This is a genomic window from Parasphingorhabdus pacifica (assembly GCF_054779195.1).
In genome coordinates this window covers 682,162-709,124 of the sequence record NZ_BAAGYS010000008.1, presented here as the reverse complement: position 1 = coordinate 709,124, position 26,963 = coordinate 682,162, and the positions used below count along the sequence as shown (strand labels likewise).

At 66.6% G+C, this 26,963-nt stretch carries 22 protein-coding genes; 17 read left to right on the top strand and 5 right to left on the bottom strand.

Annotation, left to right across the window (positions count from 1 at the left end):
• Positions 1-218 precede the first annotated feature (218 nt).
• From ACYVAN_RS15000 to ACYVAN_RS14985, 4 genes are all read left to right on the top strand, one after another.
• On the top strand, positions 219-1,193 hold the full coding sequence (locus ACYVAN_RS15000) for a carbohydrate kinase family protein (protein ID WP_460959953.1): 975 nt from the start codon (positions 219-221) through the stop codon (positions 1,191-1,193).
• 24 nt (positions 1,194-1,217) lie between these two features.
• Positions 1,218-4,787: a methionine synthase gene (gene metH / locus ACYVAN_RS14995; RefSeq protein WP_460959951.1), complete on the top strand. Its 3,570-nt coding sequence runs from the start codon at positions 1,218-1,220 to the stop codon at positions 4,785-4,787.
• A gap of 114 nt (positions 4,788-4,901) precedes the next feature.
• On the top strand, positions 4,902-6,362 hold the full coding sequence (gene ahcY, locus ACYVAN_RS14990) for an adenosylhomocysteinase (protein WP_460959949.1): 1,461 nt from the start codon (positions 4,902-4,904) through the stop codon (positions 6,360-6,362).
• Positions 6,363-6,748: 386 nt separating this feature from the next.
• Positions 6,749-7,636 (top strand): mycobacterial-type methylenetetrahydrofolate reductase, encoded by an 888-nt coding sequence (locus ACYVAN_RS14985; RefSeq protein WP_460959947.1) that lies wholly within the window; start codon positions 6,749-6,751, stop codon positions 7,634-7,636.
• 144 nt (positions 7,637-7,780) lie between these two features.
• Here ACYVAN_RS14985 and mmuM read toward each other — a convergent pair whose 3' ends face one another.
• A complete protein-coding gene (mmuM, locus tag ACYVAN_RS14980; protein WP_460959945.1) occupies positions 7,781-8,683 on the bottom strand; it encodes a homocysteine S-methyltransferase in 903 nt (300 codons plus the stop codon).
• A 448-nt stretch (positions 8,684-9,131) separates the two neighbouring features.
• On the opposite strand from mmuM, the gene ACYVAN_RS14975 reads away from it, so the two are divergent.
• The 5 genes from ACYVAN_RS14975 to ACYVAN_RS14955 all read left to right on the top strand — a co-directional run bounded on the left by ACYVAN_RS14975 (position 9,132) and on the right by ACYVAN_RS14955 (position 14,921).
• On the top strand, positions 9,132-10,667 hold the full coding sequence (locus tag ACYVAN_RS14975) for an AMP-binding protein (RefSeq protein WP_460959943.1): 1,536 nt from the start codon (positions 9,132-9,134) through the stop codon (positions 10,665-10,667).
• Positions 10,668-10,838: 171 nt separating this feature from the next.
• Complete coding sequence (locus ACYVAN_RS14970) at positions 10,839-11,975, top strand: thiolase family protein (RefSeq protein ID WP_460959941.1); 1,137 nt, start codon at positions 10,839-10,841, stop codon at positions 11,973-11,975.
• Between the two features lie 47 nt (positions 11,976-12,022).
• Entirely contained in the window at positions 12,023-13,168 is a 1,146-nt protein-coding gene (locus tag ACYVAN_RS14965) for an acyl-CoA dehydrogenase family protein (protein WP_460959939.1), read from the top strand.
• A gap of 16 nt (positions 13,169-13,184) precedes the next feature.
• Positions 13,185-13,949 carry an SDR family NAD(P)-dependent oxidoreductase gene (locus tag ACYVAN_RS14960; RefSeq protein ID WP_460959937.1) on the top strand — a complete coding sequence of 255 codons (765 nt, stop codon included), beginning with the start codon at positions 13,185-13,187 and terminating at the stop codon, positions 13,947-13,949.
• An 87-nt stretch (positions 13,950-14,036) separates the two neighbouring features.
• A complete protein-coding gene (locus tag ACYVAN_RS14955) occupies positions 14,037-14,921 on the top strand; it encodes a LysR family transcriptional regulator (RefSeq protein ID WP_460959935.1) in 885 nt (294 codons plus the stop codon).
• Here the strand turns inward: ACYVAN_RS14955 and ACYVAN_RS14950 are convergent.
• Entirely contained in the window at positions 14,896-15,777 is an 882-nt protein-coding gene (locus tag ACYVAN_RS14950) for a LysR family transcriptional regulator (RefSeq protein WP_460959933.1), read from the bottom strand. The genes ACYVAN_RS14955 and ACYVAN_RS14950 overlap by 26 nt on opposite strands.
• Positions 15,778-16,012: 235 nt before the next feature.
• On the opposite strand from ACYVAN_RS14950, the gene ACYVAN_RS14945 reads away from it, so the two are divergent.
• From ACYVAN_RS14945 to ACYVAN_RS14935, 3 genes are all read left to right on the top strand, one after another.
• A complete protein-coding gene (locus tag ACYVAN_RS14945; protein ID WP_460959931.1) occupies positions 16,013-17,053 on the top strand; it encodes an MBL fold metallo-hydrolase in 1,041 nt (346 codons plus the stop codon).
• 98 nt (positions 17,054-17,151) lie between these two features.
• On the top strand, positions 17,152-17,916 hold the full coding sequence (locus ACYVAN_RS14940; protein WP_460959929.1) for a crotonase/enoyl-CoA hydratase family protein: 765 nt from the start codon (positions 17,152-17,154) through the stop codon (positions 17,914-17,916).
• A complete protein-coding gene (locus tag ACYVAN_RS14935) occupies positions 17,913-18,620 on the top strand; it encodes a PaaI family thioesterase (RefSeq protein WP_460959927.1) in 708 nt (235 codons plus the stop codon). The genes ACYVAN_RS14940 and ACYVAN_RS14935 overlap by 4 nt, the downstream gene beginning before the upstream one ends.
• 20 nt (positions 18,621-18,640) lie before the next feature.
• On the opposite strand, the gene ACYVAN_RS14930 is transcribed toward ACYVAN_RS14935, so the two are convergent.
• A complete protein-coding gene (locus ACYVAN_RS14930; protein WP_460959925.1) occupies positions 18,641-20,185 on the bottom strand; it encodes a long-chain-fatty-acid--CoA ligase in 1,545 nt (514 codons plus the stop codon).
• A gap of 224 nt (positions 20,186-20,409) precedes the next feature.
• On the opposite strand from ACYVAN_RS14930, the gene ACYVAN_RS14925 reads away from it, so the two are divergent.
• Positions 20,410-21,174 (top strand): 3-hydroxyacyl-CoA dehydrogenase, encoded by a 765-nt coding sequence (locus tag ACYVAN_RS14925; protein ID WP_460959923.1) that lies wholly within the window; start codon positions 20,410-20,412, stop codon positions 21,172-21,174.
• Positions 21,175-21,253: 79 nt separating this feature from the next.
• On the opposite strand, the gene ACYVAN_RS14920 is transcribed toward ACYVAN_RS14925, so the two are convergent.
• Complete coding sequence (locus tag ACYVAN_RS14920) at positions 21,254-21,892, bottom strand: TetR/AcrR family transcriptional regulator (protein ID WP_460959921.1); 639 nt, start codon at positions 21,890-21,892, stop codon at positions 21,254-21,256.
• 94 nt (positions 21,893-21,986) lie between these two features.
• Between ACYVAN_RS14920 and ACYVAN_RS14915 the strand changes: the two genes are divergently transcribed.
• From ACYVAN_RS14915 to ACYVAN_RS14900, 4 genes are read left to right on the top strand one after another with little or no spacing between them, the layout of a single operon-like run.
• Positions 21,987-23,543 carry an acyl-CoA synthetase gene (locus ACYVAN_RS14915; RefSeq protein ID WP_460959919.1) on the top strand — a complete coding sequence of 519 codons (1,557 nt, stop codon included), beginning with the start codon at positions 21,987-21,989 and terminating at the stop codon, positions 23,541-23,543.
• Positions 23,536-24,546 carry a phosphotransferase family protein gene (locus tag ACYVAN_RS14910; protein WP_460959917.1) on the top strand — a complete coding sequence of 337 codons (1,011 nt, stop codon included), beginning with the start codon at positions 23,536-23,538 and terminating at the stop codon, positions 24,544-24,546. Before ACYVAN_RS14915 ends, ACYVAN_RS14910 begins: the two co-directional genes overlap by 8 nt.
• A 1-nt stretch (position 24,547) precedes the next feature.
• A complete protein-coding gene (locus tag ACYVAN_RS14905; protein WP_460959915.1) occupies positions 24,548-24,898 on the top strand; it encodes a DUF6285 domain-containing protein in 351 nt (116 codons plus the stop codon).
• Between the two features lie 37 nt (positions 24,899-24,935).
• Entirely contained in the window at positions 24,936-26,081 is a 1,146-nt protein-coding gene (locus tag ACYVAN_RS14900; protein WP_460959913.1) for a thiolase family protein, read from the top strand.
• An 87-nt stretch (positions 26,082-26,168) separates the two neighbouring features.
• Here ACYVAN_RS14900 and ACYVAN_RS14895 read toward each other — a convergent pair whose 3' ends face one another.
• Positions 26,169-26,861, bottom strand: coding sequence for a histidine phosphatase family protein (locus ACYVAN_RS14895; protein ID WP_460959911.1), 693 nt, complete (start codon positions 26,859-26,861; stop codon positions 26,169-26,171).
• Positions 26,862-26,963 lie beyond the last annotated feature (102 nt).

The window sequence follows — 26,963 nt, the reverse complement described above, 5'->3', positions numbered from 1 at the left end:
TCGACCTGCCGTGGGAGCGCACGGACCGAGTCGAGGCGCTGAAGAACGCCGCCGGACTCTGATCCACGGCTGTGTAGTGCTCTCGCACGGACTGCGGGGCGCGGACGACCGCGCCCCGCAGTCTGATGTGGGCCTCTGCCTCCGTGCCTTGAACACCCGTGTCCATCCGGTCTTGAGGTCGGTGCTCGGACCACCGGCCACAGTGAAGGAGTTTTGCAGTGCAGATTGCGGTGACTGGTTCGATCGCCACCGACCACCTCATGTCCTACCCCGGTAAGATCGCCGAGCAGCTGATCGCCGACCAGCTCAGCCAGGTCTCGCTCTCGTTCCTCGTCAACGAGCTGGAGGTGCGCCGGGGCGGCATCGCGGGCAACATCACGTTCGGTCTGGGCAAACTCGGCGTGTCCTCGATGCTCGTGGGCGCCGTCGGGGAGGACTTCGCTGATTACCGCGCCTGGTTGGAGCGTCACGAGGTGGACACCTCGGCGGTGCACACCTCGAAGACCGCCCACACCGCGCGTTTCACCTGCACCACCGACCAGGAACAGAACCAGATCGCCTCGTTCTACCCCGGCGCGATGTCGGAGGCGCGGGAGATCGAGCTCAAGCCGATCGCGGACCGCGTCAACGGCTTGGACCTCGTGGTGATCTCGGCCAACGACCCCGAGGCCATGGTGCGACACTCCGAGGAGTGCCACGACCGCGGCTACCCGTTCCTGGCCGACCCGGGACAGCAGCTTGCTCTGTTGGACAGCAGCCAGGTCCGTAAGCTGGTGGAGGGCGCGAAGTACCTGTTCACCAACGAATACGAGCACAGCCTGCTGCTCCAGTCCTCGGGCCTGTCCCACGCCGAGGTCCTGGAGAAGGTCGGCCTGTGGGTGACCACCCTGGGTGAGAAGGGTGTGCGTGTCGAGTCCAGCTCGGCGCCCACCATCGAGATCGACCCGGTGAAGCCGAAGCAGATCGGCGATCCCACCGGTGCCGGCGACGCCCTGCGTGCGGGCTTCCTCAGCGGCTTGTCCAGTGGACTCGGGATCGAGCGCGCGCTGCAGCTCGGGTGCACGTTGGCGACGGTGTCGCTGGAGACGGACGGTCCGCAGGAGTACGACATCGAGAAGGGCTCGTTCGTTGCTCGGGTCGCCGAGACCTACGGTGATAGGGCAGCGACCGAGATCGAGTCCGTACTTCGCTGAGTGAGGGCGGGAAGAGAAGACGTCATGACGGAAAGAAAGAACGATCCGAGCGGTTTTCTCACCGCGTTGGAAAATCGGATCCTTGTCGCCGACGGCGGCATGGGTACCGCATTGCAGGCCTACGACCTGACGCTGGACGACTTCGCCCAGCTCGAAGGCTGCAACGAGATCCTCAATGAGACGCGGCCCGATGTGGTCACCGGCGTTTACCGGGGCTTCCTGGAAGCGGGCTCGGACGCCATCGAGTCGAACACGTTCGGTACGAACCTTGCGAACCTCGGTGAGTACGGCATCACCGAGCGGATCCGCGACCTCGCGGAGAAGGGGGCGTCGCTCGCCCGGCAGTGCGCGGACGAGTACTCCACCCCGGAGAAGCCGCGATTCGTCCTTGGCTCGATGGGTCCGGGCACGAAGTTGCCCACTCTGGGCCACGCGCCGTACGCGGATCTTCGCGATGCCTACGAAGAGAACGTCCTCGGCATGCTCGAGGGCGGCATCGACGTGGTCCTGGTCGAGACGTCCCAGGACCTGCTGCAGACCAAGTCCGCGATCGTCGGCGCGAAGCGGGCGATGGAGCAGCTCGGTCGGTGGGTCCCGATCATCGCGCAGGTGACCGTGGAGCAGACCGGCACGATGCTGGTCGGTTCCGAAATCGGCGCCGCGCTGACTGCCCTGGAGCCCCTGGGCATCGACATGATCGGGATGAACTGCGCGACCGGTCCGGCCGAGATGAGCGAGCACCTCCGCGTGCTCGCCGAGCACTCCACCGTGCCGATCTCGGTGATGCCCAACGCCGGCCTGCCCGAACTCGGTGCCAACGGGGCCGTGTATCCGCTGCAGCCGAACGAGTTGGCCGAAGCCCTGGTCGGCTTCGTCAACAACTTCGGTGTTCGATTGGTCGGTGGCTGCTGCGGTACCACCGGCGAGCACATCACCGCGGTGTCGGAGGCAGTGGCCGGTCTGAGCCCGAAGACGCGCACGCCCGAGATCGTCCCGTCGATCTCGTCGATGTACCAGGCAGTGCCGTTCGAGCAGGAAGCCACCGTTCTCAACGTTGGTGAACGCACCAACACCAACGGTTCCAAGGCGTTCCGCGAAGCCATGCTGGATGGCCGCTACGAGGACTGCGTCGAGATCGCGAAGGCGCAGACCCGCGAAGGCGCGCACCTGCTCGACCTGTGCGTGGACTACGTGGGACGCGATGGTGCCGATGACATGCGTGAGCTGGCCAGCCGGCTGGCGACGGCCTCCACGCTTCCGGTCATGGTCGACTCCACCGAAGCCAACGTCATCCAGGCGGGCCTGGAGCACTTCGGTGGTCGCTGCGCGGTCAACTCGGTCAACTACGAGGACGGCGACGGCCCGGATTCGCGGTTCCAGACGGTCATGGCGATGGTGCGGGAGCACGGCGCCACCGTGGTCGCGCTCTGCATCGACGAGGAAGGTCAGGCCCGTACCGCGGAGTGGAAGCTTCAGGTGGCCGAACGCCTCATCGAGGACATCACGACCAACTGGGGACTCGACGAGTCCGCGATCATCATCGACTGCCTGGTCTTCCCGATCACCACTGGTCAGGAAGAGGTCCGCAGGGACGGCATCGAGACGATCGAGGCGATCCGCGAGCTCAAGCGGCGCCACCCCGACGTCCAGACGACGTTGGGCCTGTCGAACGTGTCGTTCGGTCTGAACCCGGCCGCTCGCCAGGTGCTCAACTCGGTGTTCCTCAACGAATGCCGTGAGGCCGGTCTGGACTCGGCGATCCTCAACGCGTCGAAGATCCTGCCGATGAACAAGATCGAGGACGAGCAGCGCCAGGTGGCGCTGGACCTGGTCTACGACCGTCGCGGCGAGGACTACGACCCGCTGCAGAAGCTGATGGCGCTGTTCGAAGGCAAGACGGCGTCCTCGTCCGGTGCCTCGCGTGCGGAGGAGCTGGCCAAGCTCCCGCTGTTCGAGCGCTTGGAGAAGCGGATCGTCGACGGCGAGCGCAACGGGCTCGAGGACGACCTCGAAGAGGCGATGAAGGAGAAGAAGCCTCTCGCGATCGTCAACGACCACCTGCTCGCGGGCATGAAGGTCGTCGGTGACCTCTTCGGTTCGGGGCAGATGCAGCTGCCGTTCGTCCTGCAGGCCGCCGAGGTCATGAAGACCGCGGTGGCGCACCTCGAGCCGCACATGGACAAGGACGACACCGGCGGCAAGGGCAAGCTGCTGCTGGCCACGGTCAAGGGCGATGTCCACGACATCGGCAAGAACCTCGTCGACATCATCGTCTCGAACAACGGCTACGACGTGGTCAACATCGGCATCAAGCAGCCGGTGAACACGATCCTCGAAGCCGCGGAAGAGAACCAGGCGGACGTGATCGGGTTGTCCGGTCTCCTGGTGAAGTCCACGGTGATCATGAAGGAAAACCTGGAGGAGATGAACTCCAGGGGTATCGCCGAGAAGTACCCGGTGATGCTCGGTGGTGCCGCGCTCACCAGGACGTTCGTCGAGAACGATCTCGACGAGGTCTACCAGGGCGATGTCCGGTACGCCAAGGATGCCTTCGAGGGCCTGAGCCTGATGGACCGGCTGATGGCCATCAAGCGCGGGGACAGCCCGGAAGAGGACGCCGCGGAGGAAGCGAAGAAGGCCGAGCGCAAGGAACGCCACGAGCGTTCGCAGCGCATCGCCGAGAAGCGCAAGGCGGAACAGGGTGAACTGCCGGACCCCTACGACGAGTCCGTGCGGTCCGACGCGGATGCCGACGCACCGGTGCCGACTCCGCCGTTCTGGGGTTCGAAGGTGGTCAAGGGTGTTCCCACCGCCGACTACCTCTCGCTGCTCGACGAGCGGGCCACGTTCTTCGGACAGTGGGGGCTTCGCGGCTCCAAGAAGGGTGAGGGCCCGACCTACGAGGAACTGGTGGAGTCCGAGGGCCGTCCGCGCCTGCGCTACTGGATGGACGAGCTGGCGACCGCCGGTGTTCTCCAGCACGCGGCCGTGGTCTACGGGTACTTCCCGTGCGTCAGCGAAGGCAACTCGCTGATCGTGCTGGACAAGGAAGAACCGGACGCTCCGGAACGGTGCCGTTTCACGTTCCCGCGTCAGCAGCGCGAGCGTCGCCTGTGCCTGTCCGACTTCTACCGCTCGCGGGAGAAGGCCGAGCAGACCGGTCAGGTCGACGTGCTGCCGATCCAGCTGGTCACGATGGGTCAGCCCATCGCCGACTACGCCAACGAGCTGTTCGCCAAGAACTCGTACCGGGACTACCTGGAGATTCACGGCATGGGCGTGCAGCTGACCGAGGCGCTCGCCGAGTACTGGCACCGCAGGGTCCGCAAGGAACTGCTGTGGCCCGCAGGCGGTTCGGTCTCGGAAGAAGACCCCGAGGAGGTCACCTCGTTCTTCAAGCTGGGCTACCGTGGTGCTCGTTACTCGTTCGGCTACGGCGCCTGCCCGGAGATCGAGGACAGGGCCAAGCTCGTCGAGCTGTTGGAGAGCGAGCGCATCGGCGTGGAACTCTCGGAGGAGTACCAGCTGCACCCCGAGCAGTCCACGGACGCCATCGTGTCGCACCACCCGGAAGCCAAATACTTCAACACCTGAGCCGTTGCCGGGGCTTCGAGGAACGGAGCCCCGGCAAGGCCGGAATGAACGACTTCCGAGCTAGCAGAACACCTGTGACTCCTGCAGGAGTCAGGGAATCGAGGAAAGGAAAACATGAGCCCGAAGGTGCAGAAGATCAACGGTATCGATTTCGCGGTCAAGGACCTCGCGTTGGCGGAGTCCGGGCGTCACCAGCTCCGTCTGGCCGAACACGAGATGCCCGGTCTGATGGCCACTCGCCGGGAGTACGCCGCATCCAAGCCGCTCAAGGGCGCTCGGATCGCCGGCTCGCTGCACATGACCGTGCAGACCGCTGTGTTGATCGAGACCCTGGTCGAGCTCGGCGCTGAGGTGCGTTGGGTCTCCTGCAACATCTTCTCCACCCAGGACGAGGCCGCCGCGGCCGTCGTCGTGGGCCCCAACGGCACCCCGGAGAAGCCCGAGGGTGTCCCGGTGTTCGCCTGGAAGGGCGAGACGCTGGAGGAGTACTGGTGGTGCACCAACCAGCTCTGGGAGTTCGGTGACAACAAGGTCGCCAACATGATTCTCGACGACGGTGGCGACGCCACCCTGCTGGTCCACAAGGGCGCGGAGTTCGAGAAGGCCGGAGCGGTCCCGCAGGCCACCGAGGACGACCCGGACGAGTTCAAGGTCGTCCTGAGCACGCTGCGTGAGAGCCTGAGCCAGGACAAGCAGCGGTTCACCAAGCTGGCCAAGGAGATCAAGGGCGTCACCGAGGAAACCACCACGGGCGTCCACAAGCTCTACGAGCTGGTCAAGTCGGACGAGCTGCTGTTCCCGGCGATCAACGTCAACGACTCGGTCACCAAGTCGAAGTTCGACAACAAGTACGGCTGCCGCCACTCCCTCGTGGACGGCATCAACCGTGGTACCGACGTGCTGATCGGCGGCAAGACCGCCGTCATCTGCGGCTTCGGTGACGTCGGTAAGGGTTCCGCGGAGTCGCTGCGCGGCCAGGGTGCGCGTGTCATCGTCACCGAGGTCGACCCGATCTGCGCCCTGCAGGCCGCGATGGAGGGTTACGAGGTCAGCACGATGGAGGACGTCGTCGAGACGGCCGACATCTTCATCACCACGACCGGTAACTTCGACATCATCACCGCCGACCACATGGCGAAGATGAAGCACAACGCCATCGTCGGCAACGTTGGTCACTTCGACAACGAGATCGACATGGCCGGCTTGGAGAAGACTCCCGGCATCAAGAAGCAGGAGATCAAGCCGCAGGTCCACGAGTACACCTTCACCGATGGCCACGCGGTCATCGTGCTCTCCGAGGGTCGTCTCCTGAACCTGGGTAACGCTACCGGCCACCCCAGCTTCGTCATGTCGAACTCGTTCACCAACCAGACGCTGGCCCAGATCGAGCTCTGGACCAAGCCGGGCGAGTACGGCAAGGACGTCTTCGTCCTGCCGAAGCACCTCGACGAGAAGGTCGCTCGCCTGCACCTCGACGCGCTGGGCGTCAGCCTCACGCGGATGACCAAGGCGCAGGCCGAGTACATCGGTGTTGACGTGGACGGGCCGTACAAGCCCGAGCACTACCGCTACTGATCCGGCTCGCGCAATCGCGCTTGCCGACCGGTGGCGGCTGCCGCCGCTCGCCCTTTCGGGGGCGGGCGGCGGCCACCCCCTCGGAACGATCCAAACTGAACTGGGCGACATCGGATCCTTCGGCCGTCGCCGGGCCTGCGCGTACTTTCCGCAGGCCCCGAGGGCCGAGGTAACCGGTATCGATGTTCCCGATGAGTCCGAGCGATCCTCGGGGTATTCGGAGAATTCGGGAACAGCTCACTGCTTTACCGTTCGAAATCTCCCGAAACGAAATCCCTACTGACTCAGTAGAAGTACGGTCCCTGCGCACGATTACGCAGGATCGCAGCAGCGGTTTTCGAGCTCTGCGGTGACCGACGTCGACAGAAGGAAAACCTGAGGCCGACATGGACACGATCGCACTCGAACTGGTTCCGCCCGACCTTGACGGCGGCGTGGAGAGGGCCGTGGAGGAAGGCCGCAAGGTGGCCGAGCTCAGCAACGCTTACGGGCTGACCGGCCGCATTCAACACGTGATGATCCCCGGGATCATCGCCGAGGACGATGACCGCCCGGTCGATTTCAATCCCAAGATGGACACGATCGACTTCTGGAAGACGATCCAACCTGAACTGGGCGACATCAAGGGCCTGTGCACGCAGGTTACCGCATTTCACGATGAGCAACAGCTGAGCGGACGACTCAAAGACCTGCGGTCCGCGGGCATGGAGGGCATTACCTTCGTCGGGGTGCCGCGCACCATGACCGACGGGCAGGGCCCCGGGGTCGCGCCGACGGACGCCTTGGCGCAGTACCAGGACATCGTCCCGAACCGCGGTTCTATCCTGATCCCGACCCGTGAAGGTGAGCAGGGCCGGTTCAACTTCAAGTGTGACCGCGGCGCGACCTTCGCGATGACGCAGCTGCTGTACTCCGACGCCATCGTCGACTTTCTCAAGCAGTTCGCCAAGGAAACTCCGCACCGCCCGGAGATCCTGCTCTCCTTCGGTTTCATCCCGGGGGTCGAGAGCAAGAAGAAGCTGATCGATTGGTTGATCCAGGACCCGGGCAACCGGGCCGTGGAGGAGGAGCAGAAGTTCGTGGCGCAGGTCGCCGAACTTCCGTTCGAAGAACGCAAGAAGCAGGTCGTCGACCTCTACAAGCGGGTCATCGACGGTGTGCACGGTCTCGGATTCCCCGTGAGCGTGCACCTGGAAGCACCCTACGGCTACAACAAGCCAGCGTTCGAGACCTTTGCCGAGATGCTCGACTACTGGGCCCCGGCGGGTTCCTGAGCGAGGCACCGGTGGGGTTCCGCACGAGTACCCGCCTTGAATGAAGAGAAGGTAGCGCTGGGTTCCGGCCGAGCGCCAGCGACCGCCGCTTCCGGCCCGGACACGGGCTCGGGGGCGGCGGTTTCGCTGTTTCGGGGTAGCCGTTCAACCCACCGGGTGCAGTGCAGCGGACAGCGCGGCGATGTCCGCAGGACCCACCCGGCAGCAGCCGCCGAGGATCCGAGCTCCTTCGTCGATCCACTCGGAGGCGTGGTCAGCGGGGGAGTGGGCGGGACCGACCCATGACCTCCGCAGCGGATCCCAGCCCTCACCGCTGTTGGGGTAGGCGATGACCGGCTTGCCGGTGACCTCGCGGGCCGTCGCCACGGCGGACGCGACATCCTCGGGTGCGCAGCAGTTGACGCCGACGGCGACGATGTCGGCATTGCCCACCGCCACCGAGAACGCTTCCTCCAGCGGTTGACCGGCACGAGTGCGGTCCCCGTGAATGGTGTAGGACAACCACGCCGGAACGCCGAGTCCGGTCACCGCTTCGGTCAGTGCAACGGCCTCGTCCACGTCCGGGATGGTTTCGAGGGCGAGCAGGTCCGGTTGGGCATCGGCGAGGGTCTCCAGCCGAGGCAGGTGGAACTCGACCAGTTCGGCGACGGAGAGGCCGTAGCGGCCGCGGTATTCGGAACCATCGGCCAGGACCGCTCCGTATGGTCCGACCGACGCGGCGACCCACCGTGGTCCGCGCGCTCGGGCCGCCCGGTCTCGCGCGCGCCTGCCCAGGTCGACGCTCCGCCTCAAGAGGGCCGCGGCTTCGTCCCACGGGATCTCCCGCGCCGCGAACCCGGCGAAGCTGGCCTGGTAGCTGGCCGTGGTGGCGATCTCGGCGCCCGCTTCGAAGAAGGCGGTGTGGGCGGCGAGGATCTCCTCGGGTTGCTCGACGAGCAACCTGGCCGACCACAGGTTGTCGAACAGATCGTGGCCACGTGCTTCCAGTTCGGTCGCCAGGCCACCGTCGAGCACGGCTGGCGCTTCGCCGATCTCGGATACGTCCATGCGGCGGATTCTAATGCTCCGACTGGACCCGTCGAGGGCGTTTTCGTGCGGCCCGCCGGACGTGATCAATCCGTTCGGCCGGTGGGCGAGGGGTACGGTTCGGCATTCCGGTCACCAAGTAGCCGTTCGTTTCGGCGCCAAGCCGTGATCGGCAGTCCGACGATCTGTTCGTGCTCGCGGCGACGGCTATGAGCAGGTGCCATAGCTCGGGGCTATGGGTGTGTTCACGCAGGTGTCTTTGACGGTGTGATCCGGAACTCGTTCAATGCTCGTGTCGGGAGAGCGCGCGTTGCGCGCATTCACCCGTTCGTTCGCGGACTTCGTGGATGGCTCGTCCACACCGGGCGTTCCTCGGCCGATGCCGTCGATTCGAGCGGCGTGCGTTCTCCAACGCGGCGAGATCGCGTGCCGCGGCTCCGAGCGCTGCCCGCCTGAAGGAGGCTCCACATTGTCCGTCCAGTCCCGCGTTCCGGAGTTGGTCGATTTCTTCGAGGTGGCGCGCACTCATCCACGGCGAGCGGCCTTGATCTGCTCCGATGGCGCCGTGGTTTCGTTCGCGACGTTGGCCGAACGGGTCAACCAGCTCTCGCACGCGTTGCGCTCGTCCGGACTGCGGACCGGGGACTGCGTGGCTGCATTGGTCCACAATGGGCAGGAGTACTTCGAGCTGCGCCTGGCCACCTGGCAGAGCGGTCTGCACTTCACCCCGGTCGACCACCACCTGGCGGCCACGGAGGTCGAGTACATCGTCCAGAACAGCGAAGCTCGGATGCTGATCGTCGATCGCACGTTGACGGGACTGGGCGAATCCGCGCTGTCCGCGGTCCCACCGCACAACCGATTCGCCGTAGGGGGTGCCGTTGGTTGGCGTACCTACGAGGACTTGTTCACCGGCCGAGGGCGGGTTCGGCCGCAGGATGTCGTAGCGGGCCAGGTGATGCTCTACACCTCCGGTACCACCGGCCGCCCCAAAGGCGTTCGCCGGTCGATCACGGGAAAACGACCGCAAGTGGGCCAGTACCACCTCGACTTCATGGAGCGGCTCGGTATCCGCCCCGGCGAGGGCGTGCACCTAGTGCTCTCACCGCTTTACCACGCCGCGCCCGGCACGTTCTCCACAATCGCGCTGCACTTCGGCCACACGGTGGTCATCGGCGGACGACCCGAGCCCGAACACGTTCTCCGACTCATCGAGGAGCACGGGGTGACGACGACGTTCACCGTGCCGACGGTGCTGCACCGGTTGCTGCGATTGTCCGACGAGGTGCGGGCGAAGTACGACACGTCGAGCCTCGCGAGCGTCGTGCACGCGGGGGCACCCTGCCCGGTGCACGTCAAGCAAGCCGCGATCGAATGGTTGGGGCCGGTGCTCAGCGAGTTCTACGGTGCGACCGAAGGGTCGGCCACCGCGGCCACCTCGTCCGAGTGGCTTCGGAAACCCGGCACCGTCGGTTACCCGCTGCCCGGGGCCCAAGTGCGCATCTTCGATGTGGCGGGGAACCGTCTCGGTGCCGGCGAGGTCGGCTCGGTGTACTTCCGCAGTGGCATCTCCGACTTCGAGTACTTCAAGGACGAGTCGAAGACGGCCGAGAGCACCAGGGGTGACTTCGTGACCGCCGGTGACGTCGGGTACGTCGACAAGGACGGCTGGCTGTTCCTGCACGACCGCCGAACCGATCTGATTCTCTCCGGCGGGGTGAACATCTACCCGGCGGAGGTCGAATCGGTGCTGCTTCAGGATTCGGCTGTGGCTGATGCCGCCGTCATCGGCGAGCCCGACGAGGAATGGGGCCAGTCGGTGCTGGCGATCGTGCAACCGGTGAGCGAGGAAACCCCCGACGTGGACCTGGCCAGGCGCCTCACCGAGCACTGCCGCGAATTCCTCGGTGGGTTCAAGGTTCCCCGACGGATCGAGTTCACCACCCGGCTGCCGCGAACCGACACCGGAAAGCTGCTGCGCAGACAACTCCGCGATTCGGTATAGAGGATCCGCCTATCGCGCTGTTCCGTTCCCGGTCTTTGTGCGGGCGAGCGCAGGCTGGTTGATTCGGATGCCTGCGGAGTTCTTCCGGCTCGCGTTCACTGGGCGCACCGAGTGGTCAGGAGCTTCGCTCGCCGCAAGAGGCTCGTAATTCCGCAGCGTTGGGAGAGAGTGATGAGGGACGCCGTCATCGTCGACGCGGTTCGGACACCGGTGGGCAGGCGCAACGGCGCGCTCGCCGCGACCCATCCCGTCGACCTGTCCGGCCACGTGCTGCGGACGCTCGGTGAGCGGACCGGGATCGATCCCGGCGAGATCGACGATGTCGTGTGGGGATGCGTCAGTCAGGTGAGCGATCAGGCCGCCAACATAGGTCGCAACGGGGTTTTCGCCGCCGGATGGCCGGAGAGCGTGCCCGCGACCACCGTCGACCGGCGCTGCGGTTCGAGCCAGCAGGCCGTGCACGCGGCTGCCGCCGCGGTGGTCGCGGGTCAGAACGACTTCGTCGTCGCAGGTGGCGTGGAGTCGATGAGCCGGGTCCCGATGGGGGTTGATCGAACAGAAGGGACCCCGTACGGGAGGACGGTGCTCGACAGGTTCGGGATGGACACCGGATTCAGCCAAGGTCTCGGAGCCGAGATGGTCGCCGAGAAGTGGGGGCTTTCGCGCGAGCGGCTCGACGAGCTCGCGGCCGGATCCCATGAGAGGGCCGCCGCGGCGATCGATTCCGGAGCGCTGAACGCTCAACTCGCACCGGTTCCCGCATCTCTCGAGACGGACGAGGGGATCCGGCGTGGGACCACCGTGGAGACGCTCGCGGGATTACGAGCCGCTTTCAAGACCGATGGGGCGATCACAGCGGGCAACTCCTCCCAGATCTCCGACGGGGCGGCCGCGCTCCTGATCACGACGAGCGAGAACGCGCGTGCACACGGGTTGCGCCCGATCGCGCGCGTCCACAGCACGGCGGTGGTCGGCGACGACCCGGTGATCATGCTGACGGCACCGTGGCCGGCCACGGCGAAGGTCCTGCGCAGAGCGGGACTGGAGATCGGCGACATCGGGGCTTTCGAGGTGAACGAGGCGTTCGCGTCGGTGCCGCTGGCCTGGTTGGCCGAAACCGGAGCCGACCCGCGATACCTCAACCCGTTGGGCGGCGCCATCGCCATCGGCCATCCGCTCGGCGCGTCCGGTGCGGTGCTCATGACCCGGTTGGCGCACCACATGCGGGACAACGGCATCCGGTACGGCCTGCAGACCATGTGCGAAGCGGGCGGGATGGCCAACGCGACGGTCCTCGAACTGTTGTGACCAAGCGCGCCTAAAGCCGGCAACCGACGATTACCAGGAGCGAACGAATGCGCAGTACCGTCTACGGCCCGGACCACGAGGAGTTCCGGCAGGTGGTCCGAGACTTTCTGGCGAAGGAGATCGTCGACCGCTTCCCCGAGTGGGAGGAGACCGGGCTGGTGCCGCGGGAAGTGTTCAACGAGCTCGGCGCGCTCGGGATCCCCGGCCTGCAGGTCCCGGAGGAACACGGGGGCGGCGGCACGGACAGCTTCAAGTACAACGCGGTGGTCAGCGAGGAAACCGCCCGCGCCGGTGTGTCGCTGGGTGGCCTCTCGGTGCACATGAACGTCGTCGTCCCCTACTTCGTCGAATACTGCTCCGAAGAGCAGAAGAAGCGATGGCTGCCGGGATTGGCCGACGGGCGCCTGATGAGCTCGATCGCCATGACCGAGCCCGGTACGGGATCGGACCTGGCCGGCATGGCAACGACGGCTCGCCGCGACGGCGACCACTACGTGCTCAACGGAGCCAAGACCTTCATCACCGGCGGTATGAACGCCGATCTCGTCATCGTCGTCGCCAGGACCGGTCGCGGTGAGAGTCGCCGTGACGGGCTGTCGCTACTGGTGGTTGAAACGGACATGCCGGGCTTCGAGCGGGGGCGCAACCTCGACAAACTGGGGTTGAAGGCGCAGGACACCGCCGAGCTGGCCTTCACCGACGTGCGGGTTCCGGTGAGCAATCTGCTGGGCGAGGAAGGTGCCGCATTTCGCTACCTCGCGGGCAATCTGGGGCAGGAGCGACTGGGGATCGCGGTAGCGGCCCAGGCGGCCGCGGAAGCGGCACTGGAGGTGACCACCGATTACGTCAAGGAACGCACGGCGTTCGGCACTCCGGTGAGTTCGTTCCAGAACACGAAGTTCGAGCTGGCCGGATGCGCCACCGAGATCGAAGCGGGCCGCGCGCTGCTCGACCGCGCCTTGGAAGAACACGACCAAGGTGTGCTCACCGGAGCGGATGCGGCGAAGGTGAAGATCTTCTGCACCGAATTGCAGTCCAGAGTGGTCGATCGTTGCCTGCAGTTGCACGGCGGTTACGGCTACATCCGGGAATACCGGATCGCCCGGTTGTACGCGGACGCGCGGGTGACCCGGATCTTCGGCGGCACCACCGAAGTACTGAAGACGATCGTCGCCAAGTCGCTCGATCTCTGATCGGAGGGGGTTTTCGATGCGTGTCGAGGGAGTTTCGGCCGCTGTCACCGGCGGTGCCTCCGGGCTCGGGCTGGCGACCGCGAGGGAGCTGGTCGACGCGGGTGCGCACGTCGTGTTGATCGACCTGCCGGCTTCGGAAGGCGAACAGCGGGCACGTGAACTGGGGTCGGCGGCTCGGTTCGTCCCCGCCGACGTGACTGACGAGGACGCGTTCGCCGCGGCGCTCGACGTTGCCGATCAGCGTGGCGGCCTGCGGGCCCTGGTGCACTGCGCCGGCCGTGGTCGCGCGCTCCGGTTGCTCGACCGCGAAGGGGAACCGGCACCGCTCGAGCCGTTCGAGGACGTGTTGCGACTGAACGTGATCGGCTCGTACAACGCGTTGCGTCTCGGTGCCGCGCGGATGGCCAAGCACGAGGAGGTCGACGACGAGCGCGGTGCGATCGTGCTGACCGCTTCGGTGGCCGCCTACGAGGGGCAAATCGGGCAGCTGCCCTACGCCACGTCCAAGGCGGGCATCGTCGGCATGACGTTGTGCGCGGCACGGGACCTCGCGAGCAGGTCGGTCCGGGTGTGCACCATCGCGCCCGGGATCATGGACACACCGTTGCTCGGGAGGTTGCGGGAGGACGTCCGGGAGTCGTTGTCCGAATCGGTGCCGCATCCGGCCCGTCTCGGACAGCCGTCCGAGTTCGCAGAGCTGGCACGCTCGATCGTGGAGAACAGGTATCTGAACGGGGAGACCATCCGCCTAGACGGTGCGGTGCGGATGGCTCCGCGGTGATCCCTGTGCTCCGGACCTCGTTCGCCGCTCGGGCTTGATGGGTGGCTCGCCAGCGACCACCGAGAGCTACGGGTTATTTTCGTGGCTGTGGAGCTGCACCAGGTCGAGTACTTCCTCGCGGTCGTCGACCACCGCGGGATCACCGCGGCGGCCACCGCCTTGCGCCTGGCGCAGCCCACCGTCTCCCAGGCGATCCGCACGCTCGAGCGGGAGCTGGGCGTCGATCTGTTCCACCGGATCGGTCGGGGCATGGTGCTGACCTCGGCGGGCCGGGCTTTCGTCGGACCGGCCAGGCAGATCCTGCGGGACATGGTGGCTGCCGAGGGAGCCATGGTGGACGCGGCGGGCCTTCCCCGCGGGCGGCTGGACATTCACACCGCACCAGCGTTGGCCACCCACCCGGTGGCGCCGCTGGTGGGGCGGTTTCGGCAACGGTATCCGAACGTGTCGGTCAGGCTGGGAGAGTGCCAAGACGGGGACTCGTGCGCGTCGCTGATCCACGAAGGCCACTGCGAGATGGTGATCTGCCACCTGCCGGCGGCAAGCGCGGGTTTGGACGTGTGCGAGCTCGGCGTGCACGAGTACTGGTTGGTGTTGCCGCCGGATACCGAACTCCCGGAACACGACCCGTTGCCGCTCTCCGCGCTGCCGGACCTGCCGCTGGTGATCGTGCCGAAGGGCGCTTCCCAGCGCACCGAAGTGGAGCGCGCTCTCAGCGCGGCGGGCAAACGCACGAGTCCCTCGGCGGTGGTCCAGCACCGGGAGGCGATCCTCCCGTTCGTCCTGGCGGGTATCGGTGGGACGATCATGGAACGATCCAGGGCGGAACGTTCGGCGCGGCGTGGTGCGGTGGCGCGCGCCGTCGACCCGCCGATCAACCGAGCCTACGGCGTGGTGTACGACCCGTCAGTGCTGTCCCCCGCGGGCAGGGCGTTCCTCGAACTCGTCAGTTCCGGGGCGCCGGCGGGCTGATCCCGGCGACCGCGCAAAACGCTTCGGCCGCAGGTGACAGGGGCCCCGGCCGACAGACCAGCCCGATCTCCCGGTGGATCTCCGGCACCGTGGAACGGAGAACGACCCCCTCGAGTTCGTTCTCGGCGAGGCTCCTGGGGAGGAACGTCGCCCCTGCTCCGTGGGAGACGAGTTGCCACACGGCTTGCCGGTGGCCGCACTCGACGGCCACGTGATGTACCGCGTCCTGCAGGACTTCGTCGATGAGGGTGCGCGTGGCCGTGTCGGAGAACTCCATGACGAGCGGAATCCCGGCCACGTCGGCCAGCGGCACGGGGTCGGGGAGTTCGGTGGCGCTCGTGGCAGGGAGGACGAGAACGATCTCCTGGCTGCCCAACCGGCTGCTCCGCAGGTAGTCGCTGTTCAGCGGCAGGTCGGTCAATCCCAGTTCGACCTCCCCCCGCCGCACCTGGTTGACAACTCCTGCCGATCCGCCGGGGTCGATGACGTTGAGCAGCGTGCCTGGGTGTCGTTGCTGGAACGCGCCGGCGAGCGCGGGCAGCGGATCAACCGCGAGGGTGGCCAGCGCGGCGATGTCGAGCCGTCCGCTGCGCAGCTCGCGCACGTCTTCGACGGTGTCTCGGGCGCGATCGATGTCGTTGAGGATGCGACGGGCGGGTTCGACGAAGGCCGAACCGTCCTGGGTCAGAACCAGCCTGCGCCCGACGCGGTCGAACAGCTCCACACCCAGCTGACGTTCCAGCGAGCGAATAGCTTGTGAAAGCGACGGTTGGGCGACGTAGAGCGCCCGAGCGGCCTTGGTGATGCTCCCGTGATCGATGACGGCGACGAAGTACTCCACAAGCCGCAAATCCACATCGCACACAATAGCCGTGGCGGGCGTTCGAACGCACTGCGTCCGGAGCGCCGATCCGTGGGTCCGGTGCCGAGCCCGCTTCTCGTACCGGGCCCGCTTCGGGTGCCGGGCCCGGTATCGGGCGAACCACGATCCCCTTCCGCCGCCCTGCGTGAGCTGTTGCGTGAGTCACTACGGGGCGGGCCACGGAGAAGTTAGCTGTACTAATGGATGGATCGAATGAAAGGGGATTCCAGTGGAGGTGACGGGTCTCGCGCAGCGGGAGGCTTGGCGCGACCGGGTCCTGCCGCCGGTGGAGCGGGTTCGGGACGGTCTGTGGTCCATTCCTGTTCCGATTCCCAACAGTCCGCTGCGTTACGTCCTGGTTTACGCATTCGAGCTGCCCGACGGGGTGGCGATCGTCGATGCCGGATGGGACAGCGACGACGCCTGGTCGACCTTGGTGTCGGGGCTTCGGGAGGTCGGATACGAGCCGGTCGATGTTCGCGCGGTACTGATCACGCACACGCATCCGGACCACTTCGGCCTCGCGGCCCGGGTTCGGGCGGAGTCGGGGGCGTGGATCGGAATGCATCCGGCGGATGCCGAGCTCGTGCGCCTCGACGAGTCGACGATCGAGTCGATGGCCGAGGAGTCGAGTGCGCAGTTGCGCTGGACCGGGGCTCCGGACGTGGTGATCGGTGGCCCGCACGTCGGTTCGCCTCAGAGCAGGCAACTGCTTGCCGAGCGGGATCCGTTCGTGCTGATCGAGGACCATGAACGGGTCGACCTGCCCGGATGGGACCTGCAGGCGGTGTGGACGCCTGGTCATACCCCCGGGCATCTGTGCTTCTTCGAGCGTCGGCTCGGTGTACTCCTCTCCGGCGACCATGTCTTGCCGCGTATCAGCCCGAACATCTCGGTGCAGCCTCGGCAACTGGTCGATCCGCTCGGCAGGTACCTGGACTCCCTCCGGCGGGTCTCCGACATCGAGGCGGGCGAGGTCTTTCCCGGCCACGAGTACCGGTTCAGCGGCTTGCGGGAACGGGCGGAGTCGTTGATGCGACACCACGACGACCGGCTCACCGAGATCGAGAAGACCGTGATGGCCAATCCGGGGAGCAGCTGCTGGGAGCTGACGACGCGGCTGAGCTGGTCCCGCCCGTTCGAGATGATGGCGGAATTCCAGATGCGGCTTGCCGTGCGGGAGTCGTTGGCCCACCTGGTGCTGTTGGAGGGGGCCGGCCGGGTGTGGCGCACGACCGACGATGTCGCGCGATGGTTCGCGGCCGCATGACACGAACGGTCGGCCTTGACTGTTTTTCACGGGTGGGAGAGGCTGCAAGTACCTTCTCCGGGCACGGTGCCGGTCGGTCTTGAACGGGAGGAAACCGCGTGGGTGAGAGCGTCCTGACGGAATTCGCTGACGGCATCGCCGTGATCACGATCAATCGACCGGAGGCTCGCAATGCCGTCGACGGCGAGGTGGCCGAGGCGATCGCGTCCGCCGTGGACGAGTTGGAATCCCGGCCGGATATCGTCACCGGAATCCTCACCGGAGCCGGTGGCACCTTCTGCGCGGGCATGGACCTCAAAGCATTCACCCGTGGCGAACGTCCTTCGGTGCCCGGGCGCGGGTTCGGAGGCCTTACCGAGCGTCCGCCGAGCAAACCGCTGATAGCCGCCGTCGAAGGCTGGGCCCTGGCGGGTGGCTGCGAATTGGCACTCAGCGCGGACCTCATCGTTGCTTCACGGGAAGCCAAGTTCGGCTTACCCGAGGTCAAGCGCGGACTGGTTGCGGCAGCAGGGGGCCTGCTCCGGCTGCCGAAGGCGCTGCCGTATCAGCTGGCTATGGAGCTGGCGTTGACCGGTGATCCCCTGACGGCGGACGCCGCGCACTCGCACGGTTTGATCAATTCATTGGCCGAACCGGGGCAAGCGCTCGACGAGGCACGCGAACTGGCCTCGCGAATCGCGGCCAACGGCCCACTCGCGGTGCGAGCCACGAAGCAGGTGGTATCCGGGGCGATCAGGTGGACCGATGCCGAGGCATTCAGCTCCCAAGCGGAGATCGTCGCCCCGGTGTTCGCATCGTCCGATGCGCAGGAAGGTGCCCGAGCGTTCGCGGAGAAGCGGCAACCGGTTTGGCGGGGCGAGTGAGCGATCCGAACGAGCAGTCGGCCGATCGGCGTCGCGCGGCGGCCGAACTGGGGGCGGCGTTGCGGGACCTCAACGAGGCCGCCGTGTCCACGGAGGTCGACGTCGACACATTGGCCAGGGTTGCCGCTCAGGTCCGGGAATGCGTCGGGCCGCTGGCGGTCGCGACTCGCACCCGCGACGAGCTGCCCTCGGCCGACGAGAACATGCCGGTGCACCGGACGTACAACCCCGCGATCGGGCTGGGCAACCCGATCGCACCGCCCATGTGGGTCGAGATGGTGGACGGTGTGGCGGTGGGAAGTTGCACGTTGGGGCTGATCTACGAGGGCCCGCCCCGCTACGTCCACGGTGGGGTCAGCGCGATGCTGTTGGATCAGATCCTCGGCCATGCCAACGCCGCGGACGGGCATCCGGGCATGACCGTCCGGCTTTCGGTGAAGTACCGCCGACCGGTTCCGTTGCAGACTCCGCTGCGCATCACCGGAGAAATGTCCGGTGTGGACGGTTCGGGTAGGGGCGAGGCCAAAGCAGGTATTGCTACCGCCGAGGAGCCGGAACGGCTCTTGGTTCAATCGGAAGGCACGTTCGTTCGTCCGAGTCCCGAGCAGGCGCGCAAGTTGTTCGGCGAGTCGGCGGGGTGGCTCGAAACCCGTTCCAGAGTCGGACGGATGAGCGAAAGCGGTGGGGCCGCGTTTCAGGAGTGACGGCACCACCCCTTTCGGGATCAGGCCGCGTCTGATCCGCCGTACCGGTTGCGGAGTTCGGTCTTGAGGATCTTCCCGCTCGGATTGCGCGGCAGTTCGGTGACCGTTCGGAGCAGGCGTGGGCACTTGTACGCCGCCATGTGTTCACGGCACCAGGTGACGAGTTCTTCTTCGGTCGGGGCGGCGCCCGGGTCTTCCGGAACGACCACCGCGAGCGGGGTCTCGCCCCACTTCGGATCGGCGACGCCGATCAGGGCCACTTCGGCAACCTGCGGGTGTCCGCCCAGGATGTCCTCCACCTCGGCGCAGTAGATGTTCTCCCCACCCGAGATGATCATGTCCTTCTTGCGGTCGACGACGTAGAAGTACCCTTCTTCGTCCTGTCGGACAAGGTCGCCGGAGTGGAACCAACCGCCCGCGAACACGTCCGCCGTCGCCTGCGGCTTGCCCCAGTACTCCTGCATGACCATCGGCCCGCGGTAGACGATCTCGCCGACTTCGCCCTGTGGCACGTCGTTCATCTCCTCGTCGACGATCCGCACCTCGACGTTGAGCATGGGCGTGCCGACCGAGCCGATCTTTCGCAGCGCGTCCTCGCCCCGGAGCATCGTGGTGACCGGACTGCACTCGGTCTGACCGAACGAGGTCACCACCGCGGCGTGCGGAAACGTCTCGATCATCTTCTTGAGCAGGCTGGTCGGCGCGGGTGCCGCTCCCCACGAGACCCGTCGCAGGGCGGAGAGGTCGCGTTCGGCGATTCCGGGCACCGCGCAGATCGCTTGCCACTGCGCCGGAACGAAGAAGCAGCCGGAGACGCCCTCACGCTCCAGCAGATCGACCGTCGCCGCCGGGTCGAACCTCCCCGAGGGCATGATCACGAACAGGCCGCCGGTGAGCAGGGATGGTGTCATGCCGGACAGTCCGGCGATGTGGAACAGCGGTGCACCCGACAGCGCGACGCGGTCGTCGTTGGGGGTGCCGAGGTGAACCATCGTGCTGAACGCGTGCATGAGCAGGTTGTGGTGGCTGAGCACGGCCCCCTTGGGGCGGCCGGTGGTGCCGGAGGTGTACATGATGAACGCGGGCGAGTGACTGTCCACATCGATCTCGACGTACGTGCCCGAGGCGGTGCGAATGGCTTCTTCGTAGTCCTCGGCGCCGTGCTCGCCTGGGTCGCCGTCGTCGCCGAAGACGAAGAACGTGTGGACGGCGGGGAGGTTCGCCCCTGCTCCGGCCATCGTCTCGGCATGTACCGAGTCGGTGATGGCGACGACGGCACCGCTGTCCGACAACGCATAGGTGACTTCGCCGGCCACGAGCCGGAAGTTGACCGGTACGCAGATCGCCCCGAGGCGGACCGAGGCCAGGTAAACCTCGATCACCTCGAGCGAGTTCAGCGCCATCACCGCGATTCGATCTCCGGGCCGGACGCCGCGGGCGCTCAGCGCGTTGGCGAGGCGGGTCACGCGGTTGTCCAGTTCGCGGTAGGTCCGCCGGGTGCGTTCGAAGACCAGCGCGAACTCGTCAGGGGTTTTGCGGGCGTGCCGGGCCAACTGGTCGCTCATCGTCATTCCGCGCCCGCTCGTGCGGTCGCGTGGAACGGAGGCATCAGGCATGGGCTTCCTCGGCATTGAGGTGACTGCGGGGTGGAGAGCCACGGCATTGCTGTGCTCGATCTCATACTGGCCGCGGCCCCGCCCGCAGTCAACATTGACTGTCGAACCCTTGTGGCCGTGCCTGCCCGTGCAGTAAACAGTCACCACTGACTGCACGATTCCGAGGAGGGCACATGGACATCGCGGGTAGCGTCGCTCTGATAACCGGGGGCGCGTCCGGACTCGGTCTGGCCACGGCACGTCGACTGGTGGATGCCGGCGCTTCCGTGGTCTTGGCGGATCTGCCGACGTCGAACGGCGAGCAGGTTGCCGCAGAGCTCGGCTCGTCCGCCCGCTTCGTCGCTGCCGATGTCACGGACGAGGCGGCCGTGAGTGCCGCGCTGGATGTGGCCGACGAGATCGGTCCACTGCGGGTCGCGATCAATTGCGCCGGGACCGGCAACGCGTTGCGTGTGGTGAGCAAGAAGAAGGGACCGTTCCCGCTCGAGGCTTTCGCCAAGATCGTCAACATCAACCTGATCGGCACGTTCAACGTGATCCGGTTGGCTGCCGAGCGGATGCTCTCCCACGACCCGATCGACGGAGAGCGCGGAGTGCTCGTCAACACCGCGTCGGTCGCGGCGTACGACGGCCAGGTCGGCCAAGCGGCCTACGCGGCCTCGAAGGGCGGGGTGGTCGGTATGACCCTGCCGGTCGCGCGTGACCTCGCCGATCATTCGATCCGGGTCGTCACGATCGCTCCCGGGCTCTTCGACACGCCACTGCTGGCGGGCGCCTCCGAGGAGGTGAAGGCGTCACTGGGGGAACAAGTGCCGCATCCCTCGCGACTCGGCGCACCCGACGAGTACGGCGCGCTCGCCGAGCACATCGTGTCGAACCCGATGCTCAACGGCGAGGTGATCCGTCTCGACGGTGCCATCCGGATGGCGCCTCGCTGAGACTTCGCGCCCCCGGGCTCGCCGCGTACAGGCCGGCGGACAGTGGCCGGGTCGGCGGGCAGTGACCCGGGTCGGCGGTTCAGCCCGGCTGCGGTTGCTCGAACAGCATGCGGTGAGCGAGGTCCTTCCAGAGGTCGAGATGCGGGTCGGTGGCCGCGGGCCGGTCTTCGAAGGCGTAGGCCAGTGCGACTCCGCGCATGCTGGTGAACAGGAGTTCGCGCAGTTGTTCGTACAGCGGGTGTTCGCGCACCACGGGTCCCCAGATCCGATCGGAGACCGCCCGGATGGCGCCACGCAGCTGGCGCTCTTCCGGGCGCAGCGCGTCAGCCAGTGACGGGTTGGTGCGGGCTGCTGTCCACAGTTCCATCGCGGCCCAGAAGTACGGTTCCTGGAAGGTTTCCCACAGCAGTTCGATGCGGCGGGAGACCCGGGCAGGTCCTTCGGGTTCGCCGGCGAGCGCGTGGGTGACCTGCTGCTCGGTCTGGGCGAGCCGGTGCTTGGCCAGATGTTGGGCCGCTGCGACCAGGAGTCGCTCCCGAGACGGGAAGTGGTGCAGCAGTCTTCCCCGGGAGACGCCTGCCTTCGCCTGGATCGCCAGTGTGGAAGCTCCGGCGTAGCCGTTTTCGACCAAGCACTCCACCGCCGCATCGAGGATCAGTGCGCGGCTGTCGGCGGTGCGTTCCTGTCGTGATCTGGATGCGATGTCGGGCTCTGCCACGGGGTCAGCGTAACGCCGCACAAGTAACGGTCGATGTTGACCGTTTCTGGGTGTGATGCCAGTCTCAATGTCGCCGCGTATTGAGGAGGAGCGTATGTACCCAGGCGAGCATGCCGCCGCCCACCCGGATCGCCCCGCGGTGATCATGGCCGGATCCGGAGCGATGTTGAGCTACGGCGAACTGGAAGAGCGCTCGGTTCGACTGGCCAACATGCTCATCGCTGCGGGGCTGCGCAAGGGGGACGTGGTCGCACTGCTCACGGACAACGCCATCCGGGCCTACGAGGTGTACTGGGCCGCGGTCCGATCGGGGATGTACCTGACGGCGGTCAACAGTCATCTCACCGCGCCGGAGGTCTCGTACATCCTCAACGACTCCGGAGCGGCGGCGCTCGTGGTATCGGGCACCCTGGACGATCTGGCTCGCGGCGTCCTCGACGACGCGTCCGGTGTCCGCGTGCGACTGGCCTACGGGAAACCCGTGGCAGGCTATGCCGACTACGAGGCAGCGTTGTCGGCGGCCTCCGGCGAGCCCCCGGCCGACCAGCCAAGGGGTGCAGACCTCCTGTATTCCTCCGGCACCACCGGGCGTCCCAAGGGAATCCGGGCGGAGATTCCGGATCGCCAAGTGGACGAGCCGGGGGACACGCTCGTCCAGTTGCTCTCGGCGTTGTACGGATTCGGGCCGGAGACCGTTTACCTTTCTCCGGCGCCGCTCTACCACGCCGCCCCGCTGAGATACGGCGCGACGACGCACGCACTCGGCGGAACCGTCGTCATCATGGAGCGGTTCGACCCCGAAGAGGCGCTGCGTGCCATCGAGAAGTACCGCGTCACCCACAGCCAGTGGGTGCCGACGATGTTCATCCGGATGCTCAAGCTGCCTGCCGACGTGCGCGACGCGCACGACCTGTCCAGTCATCGGGTAGCGGTGCACGCCGCGGCGCCGTGCCCGGTCGACGTCAAGCGCGCGATGATCGACTGGTGGGGAAAGATTCTCTACGAGTACTACGCCTCTACCGAGGGCGTCGGGATGACCTTCATCGATTCCCGGGAATGGTTGAACAAGCCGGGGTCGGTGGGCAAGGCGGGCCTGGGCGTGGTGCACATCTGTGATGACGAGGGAGCCGAGCTGCCTGCGGGACGGATCGGCACCGTCTACTTCGAACGCGAGGACGCGACGTTCGAATACCTCGGTGACCCGGTCAAGACGGAACAGGCCCGGCATCCGGAGCAGCCCACGTGGACGACGACGGGCGACATCGGCTACCTCGACGAAGAGGCCTCGCTGTTCCTCACGGACCGGAAAGCCTTCATGATCATTTCTGGCGGGGTGAACATCTACCCTCAGGAGATCGAGGACGTGCTGGCACTGCATCCCGACGTTCTGGACGTCGCCGTCATCGGGGTGCCGGACGAGGAGATGGGCGAAGCGGTCAAGGGGGTGGTGCAACCCGCTCCGGGGACCAGTCCCGGTCCGGAGTTGGAACGCGCCCTGCTCGATCACGTCCGGGGGCAACTGGCTCACTACAAGGCGCCCCGCACCGTCGATTTCGTCGACGAACTCCCGCGAACCCCCACCGGTAAGCTGGTCAAGGGCAAGCTCAAGGCCAAGTACACCGCGCCGAAGACAGGGTCCGCCAATGACTGAGGACCTGGCGCGCGCGCTCGGTGAGCTGCTGACCCGTTGCTGGGGACAGCCGGTCGAAGTTTCCGTACTGGACCGACTTTCCGGCGGCGCCAGTAGGGAGACGTGGACCTTGGTGGCCGATCTTCCGTCCGGAGAGCGACGCCGGTTCGTGCTCCGGCGCGATCCCCCGACCGAACCGCGCCCTGATGTTCTGATCAGGGAAGCAGCGGCATTGCGAGCCGCCGGGACGCGCGGAGTTCCCGAACCCGGTCTGATCGCCTGGTCCGAATCTCCCGCCGAGCTGGGTGCGGCCTACATCCTGATGGATCACGTGCCGGGTGAGACGATCCCGCGTCGGATCCTGCGCGAACCCGAGTATGCACCTGCCCGCGAATGTTTCGCCGAGCAATGCGGACAGATCCTGGCTGCCATCCACGCAATGGAACCGGCGGGAATCGCAGCCGATGTGCATGATGACCCACTGGAGTCGTTGTTGGCAGAGTACGACGAACTGGCCGAGCCGCACCCGGCCTTCGAGTTGGCGTTTCGCCGATTGACCGAAGAACGCCCACCCGCATCGGGCGCGCCCTCGATGGTGCACGGCGACTTCCGGCTGGGCAATCTGATCATCGACCCCGGCGGTGTGCGGGCGGTCCTGGACTGGGAGCTGGTGCACACCGGTGACCCGTTGGAGGACCTGGGCTGGTTGTGCGCCAAGGCGTGGCGCTTCGGCGGATCCCGTCCCGTCGGTGGCATGGGGTCGTACGCGGAGCTGGTGACTGCCTACGAGCAGGCAGGCGGCCGCGAGGTGGCCGAGTCGGCCCTCCACTGGTGGATGGTCTTCGCGACGTTGCGCTGGGGCGTGATGTGTGTGCGGCAAGCGCACCGCCACCTGTCCGGAGGGCAGCGTTCGGTCGAACTCGCCGCGATCGGCCGGCGGGTCTGCGAGCAGGAGTACGACCTGATCAGAATGCTGGACCCGGCGGGTAGCGGGAGGAAACCGGCCATCTCGAGGGGGAACTGAGATGCTCCACGACCGCCCCACATCGGTCGAACTCGTCGAGGCGATACGCGAATTCCTCGAATCCGAGGTGCTCGCGAGTCTCGATGGACGAGTCGGTTTCCACACCCGAGTGGCCATCAACTCGCTCGCGCAGGTCCGGCGCGAACTCGAAGCGGGCGAGCAACCGCTCGCCGAGCACGAGCAGCGCCTCGCCGCACTCGGGCAGCGCGACCAAGCCGAGTTCGCACTGTCCATCAGGGACGGAAATCTGGACGACCGGATGCCGGAGGTGTACGCGGCCGTGCTGGCCGACGTGACCGCGAAACTCGCGGTGGCCAACCCGCGTTACCTCGATTCGGCGGAACCGATCTAGAACGGTCGGCCACGTGGCTGACGACGAAGGAGGAACAGTGCGAGACGCAGTGATCGTGGACGCGGCCAGGACGCCGGTAGGCAAGCGCGACGGTGCGCTTTCGACGGTGCACCCGGTGGACCTGTCCGCTCAGGTACTGACGGGCCTGACCGAACGCAACGAGCTGGACCCGGCCGAGGTCGAGGACGTGATCTGGGGTTGTGTCGGGCAGGTTGGCGAACAGACGCTCGACATAGCCAGGAACGCGGTGCTGGCCGCGGGCTGGCCCGAGAGCGTCACCGGTGTCACTGTGGACCGGCAGTGCGGGTCCTCCCAGCAGTCGGTGCACTTCGCTGCGGCCGGACTCGTCGCCGGGCACTACGACGTGGTGGTCGCCGGTGGGGTCGAATCCATGAGCCGGGTCCCGATGGGCGCCGCTTCGCAGGGCGCGGATCCGTTCGACGAACGGATGTTGCGGCGTTATGACGGAAAGCGCCCCAACCAGGGCATCGGCGCGGAGATGATCGCCGAGCGATGGGGATTGTCCAGGACCCAGCTCGACGAGTTCAGCGTCGCCTCGCACGAGAAGGCCGCCGCCGCGCAGGACGACGGGTCGTTCGACAGTCAACTGGTCCCGGTCACCACGCCCGACGGCGACGTGGTGAACCGTGACGAGGGCATTCGTAGAGGCGGGACGGTCGAGAAGCTCGCCGGCCTCAATCCCGCGTTTCGCGAGGACGGTGTCATCACCCCGGCCAACAGCTCTCAGATCAGCGACGGTTCGGCCGGTTTGCTGATGATGACCAGCCAGAAGGCGGCCGAGCTCGGGCTGCGCCCGGTCGCACGTGTGCACACCGCGGTCCTGGCGGGTGACGACCCGGTGATCATGCTGACCGCACCGATCCCGGCGACCCGCAAGGCATTGCGACGCAGCGGAATTCGAGTGGACGACATCGGTGTCTTCGAGGTCAACGAGGCGTTCGCGCCGGTACCGCTGGCTTGGCTCGCCGAAATCGGCGCGGATGTGAAGTCGTTGAATCCCCATGGCGGAGCGATCGCACTCGGACATCCGCTGGGTGGCAGCGGTGCACGGCTGATGACCACGATGGTCCACCAGATGGTCGGTACCGGGGCGCGTTACGGCCTGCAGACCATGTGCGAGGGCGGCGGACAGGCGAACGCGACGATTCTGGAACTGCTGTGACCCACAGGCGGGGCCGGACGATCCCGCTGGACGGTGCGCGCACTGGCCCCCACCGGATGAGACAAGGGAGCCAGTGCGTCCTGTTGCTCAACTCAACGGTGCCGCGGTGGAGCTGATCGAGGCTTCGAGGTGGGCGGTGTCGTTGAACCGGCGGAGGGTCCATGATTCACCGCTGACGACGAGATGCGAGATCGAACCGTTGTCGGCTCCGTGGAACGCGAATGGTCTCGAACCGGTGGCCGACGCCAATGCCTGGCCGATGACACCACCGTGGGTGAACACCGCGATCCGTCTGCCCGGGTGGTCGGTGGCCAGCCGTCGGACGGCCGCTCGGACCCGTGCGGCGAAGTCGGCGGAGGGTTCGGCTCCGGGGATGACGTCCCAGCGTTCCTCGGCCCGCATCCGTTGTGCGATGGGGTGGTTCTCCGCTGTCATCCGGCGGAAGAGGCCCCCTTCCCACGCCCCGAGGTGGACCTCGCGGAGGTCGGCTTCGGTGCTGGGTGTGATGCCGAGCCGTGCGGCCAACGGTTCGGCGGTCTGGGATGTCCGCCGCAGGGTGGTCACGTACACCGCGTCGATCGCTTCGCCGGCCAGCCGGTCGGCGACGAGCTTGGCTTGCTCCCGGCCGTCGACGGCCAGTTCGGGGTCACCCTGGCCGTCGACGAGGGCGAACGGACGGTCTTGCCGGGCCGGTTCCGATTCCCCGTGGCGGATGAGCAACAACTCGGTGGCCCCGGCCGGTGGCTGGAACCGGGGCTGTCTGTACTCGGTCTCGGTCATGATCAACGCTCCGGGTCGTTGGTGGTCTTGCGGTGCTCGAGAAGTCTTGGATACGTGTCTACCCGGTGCTAATTTAACGAGTGATCGCTAAAGCTCGGCGCG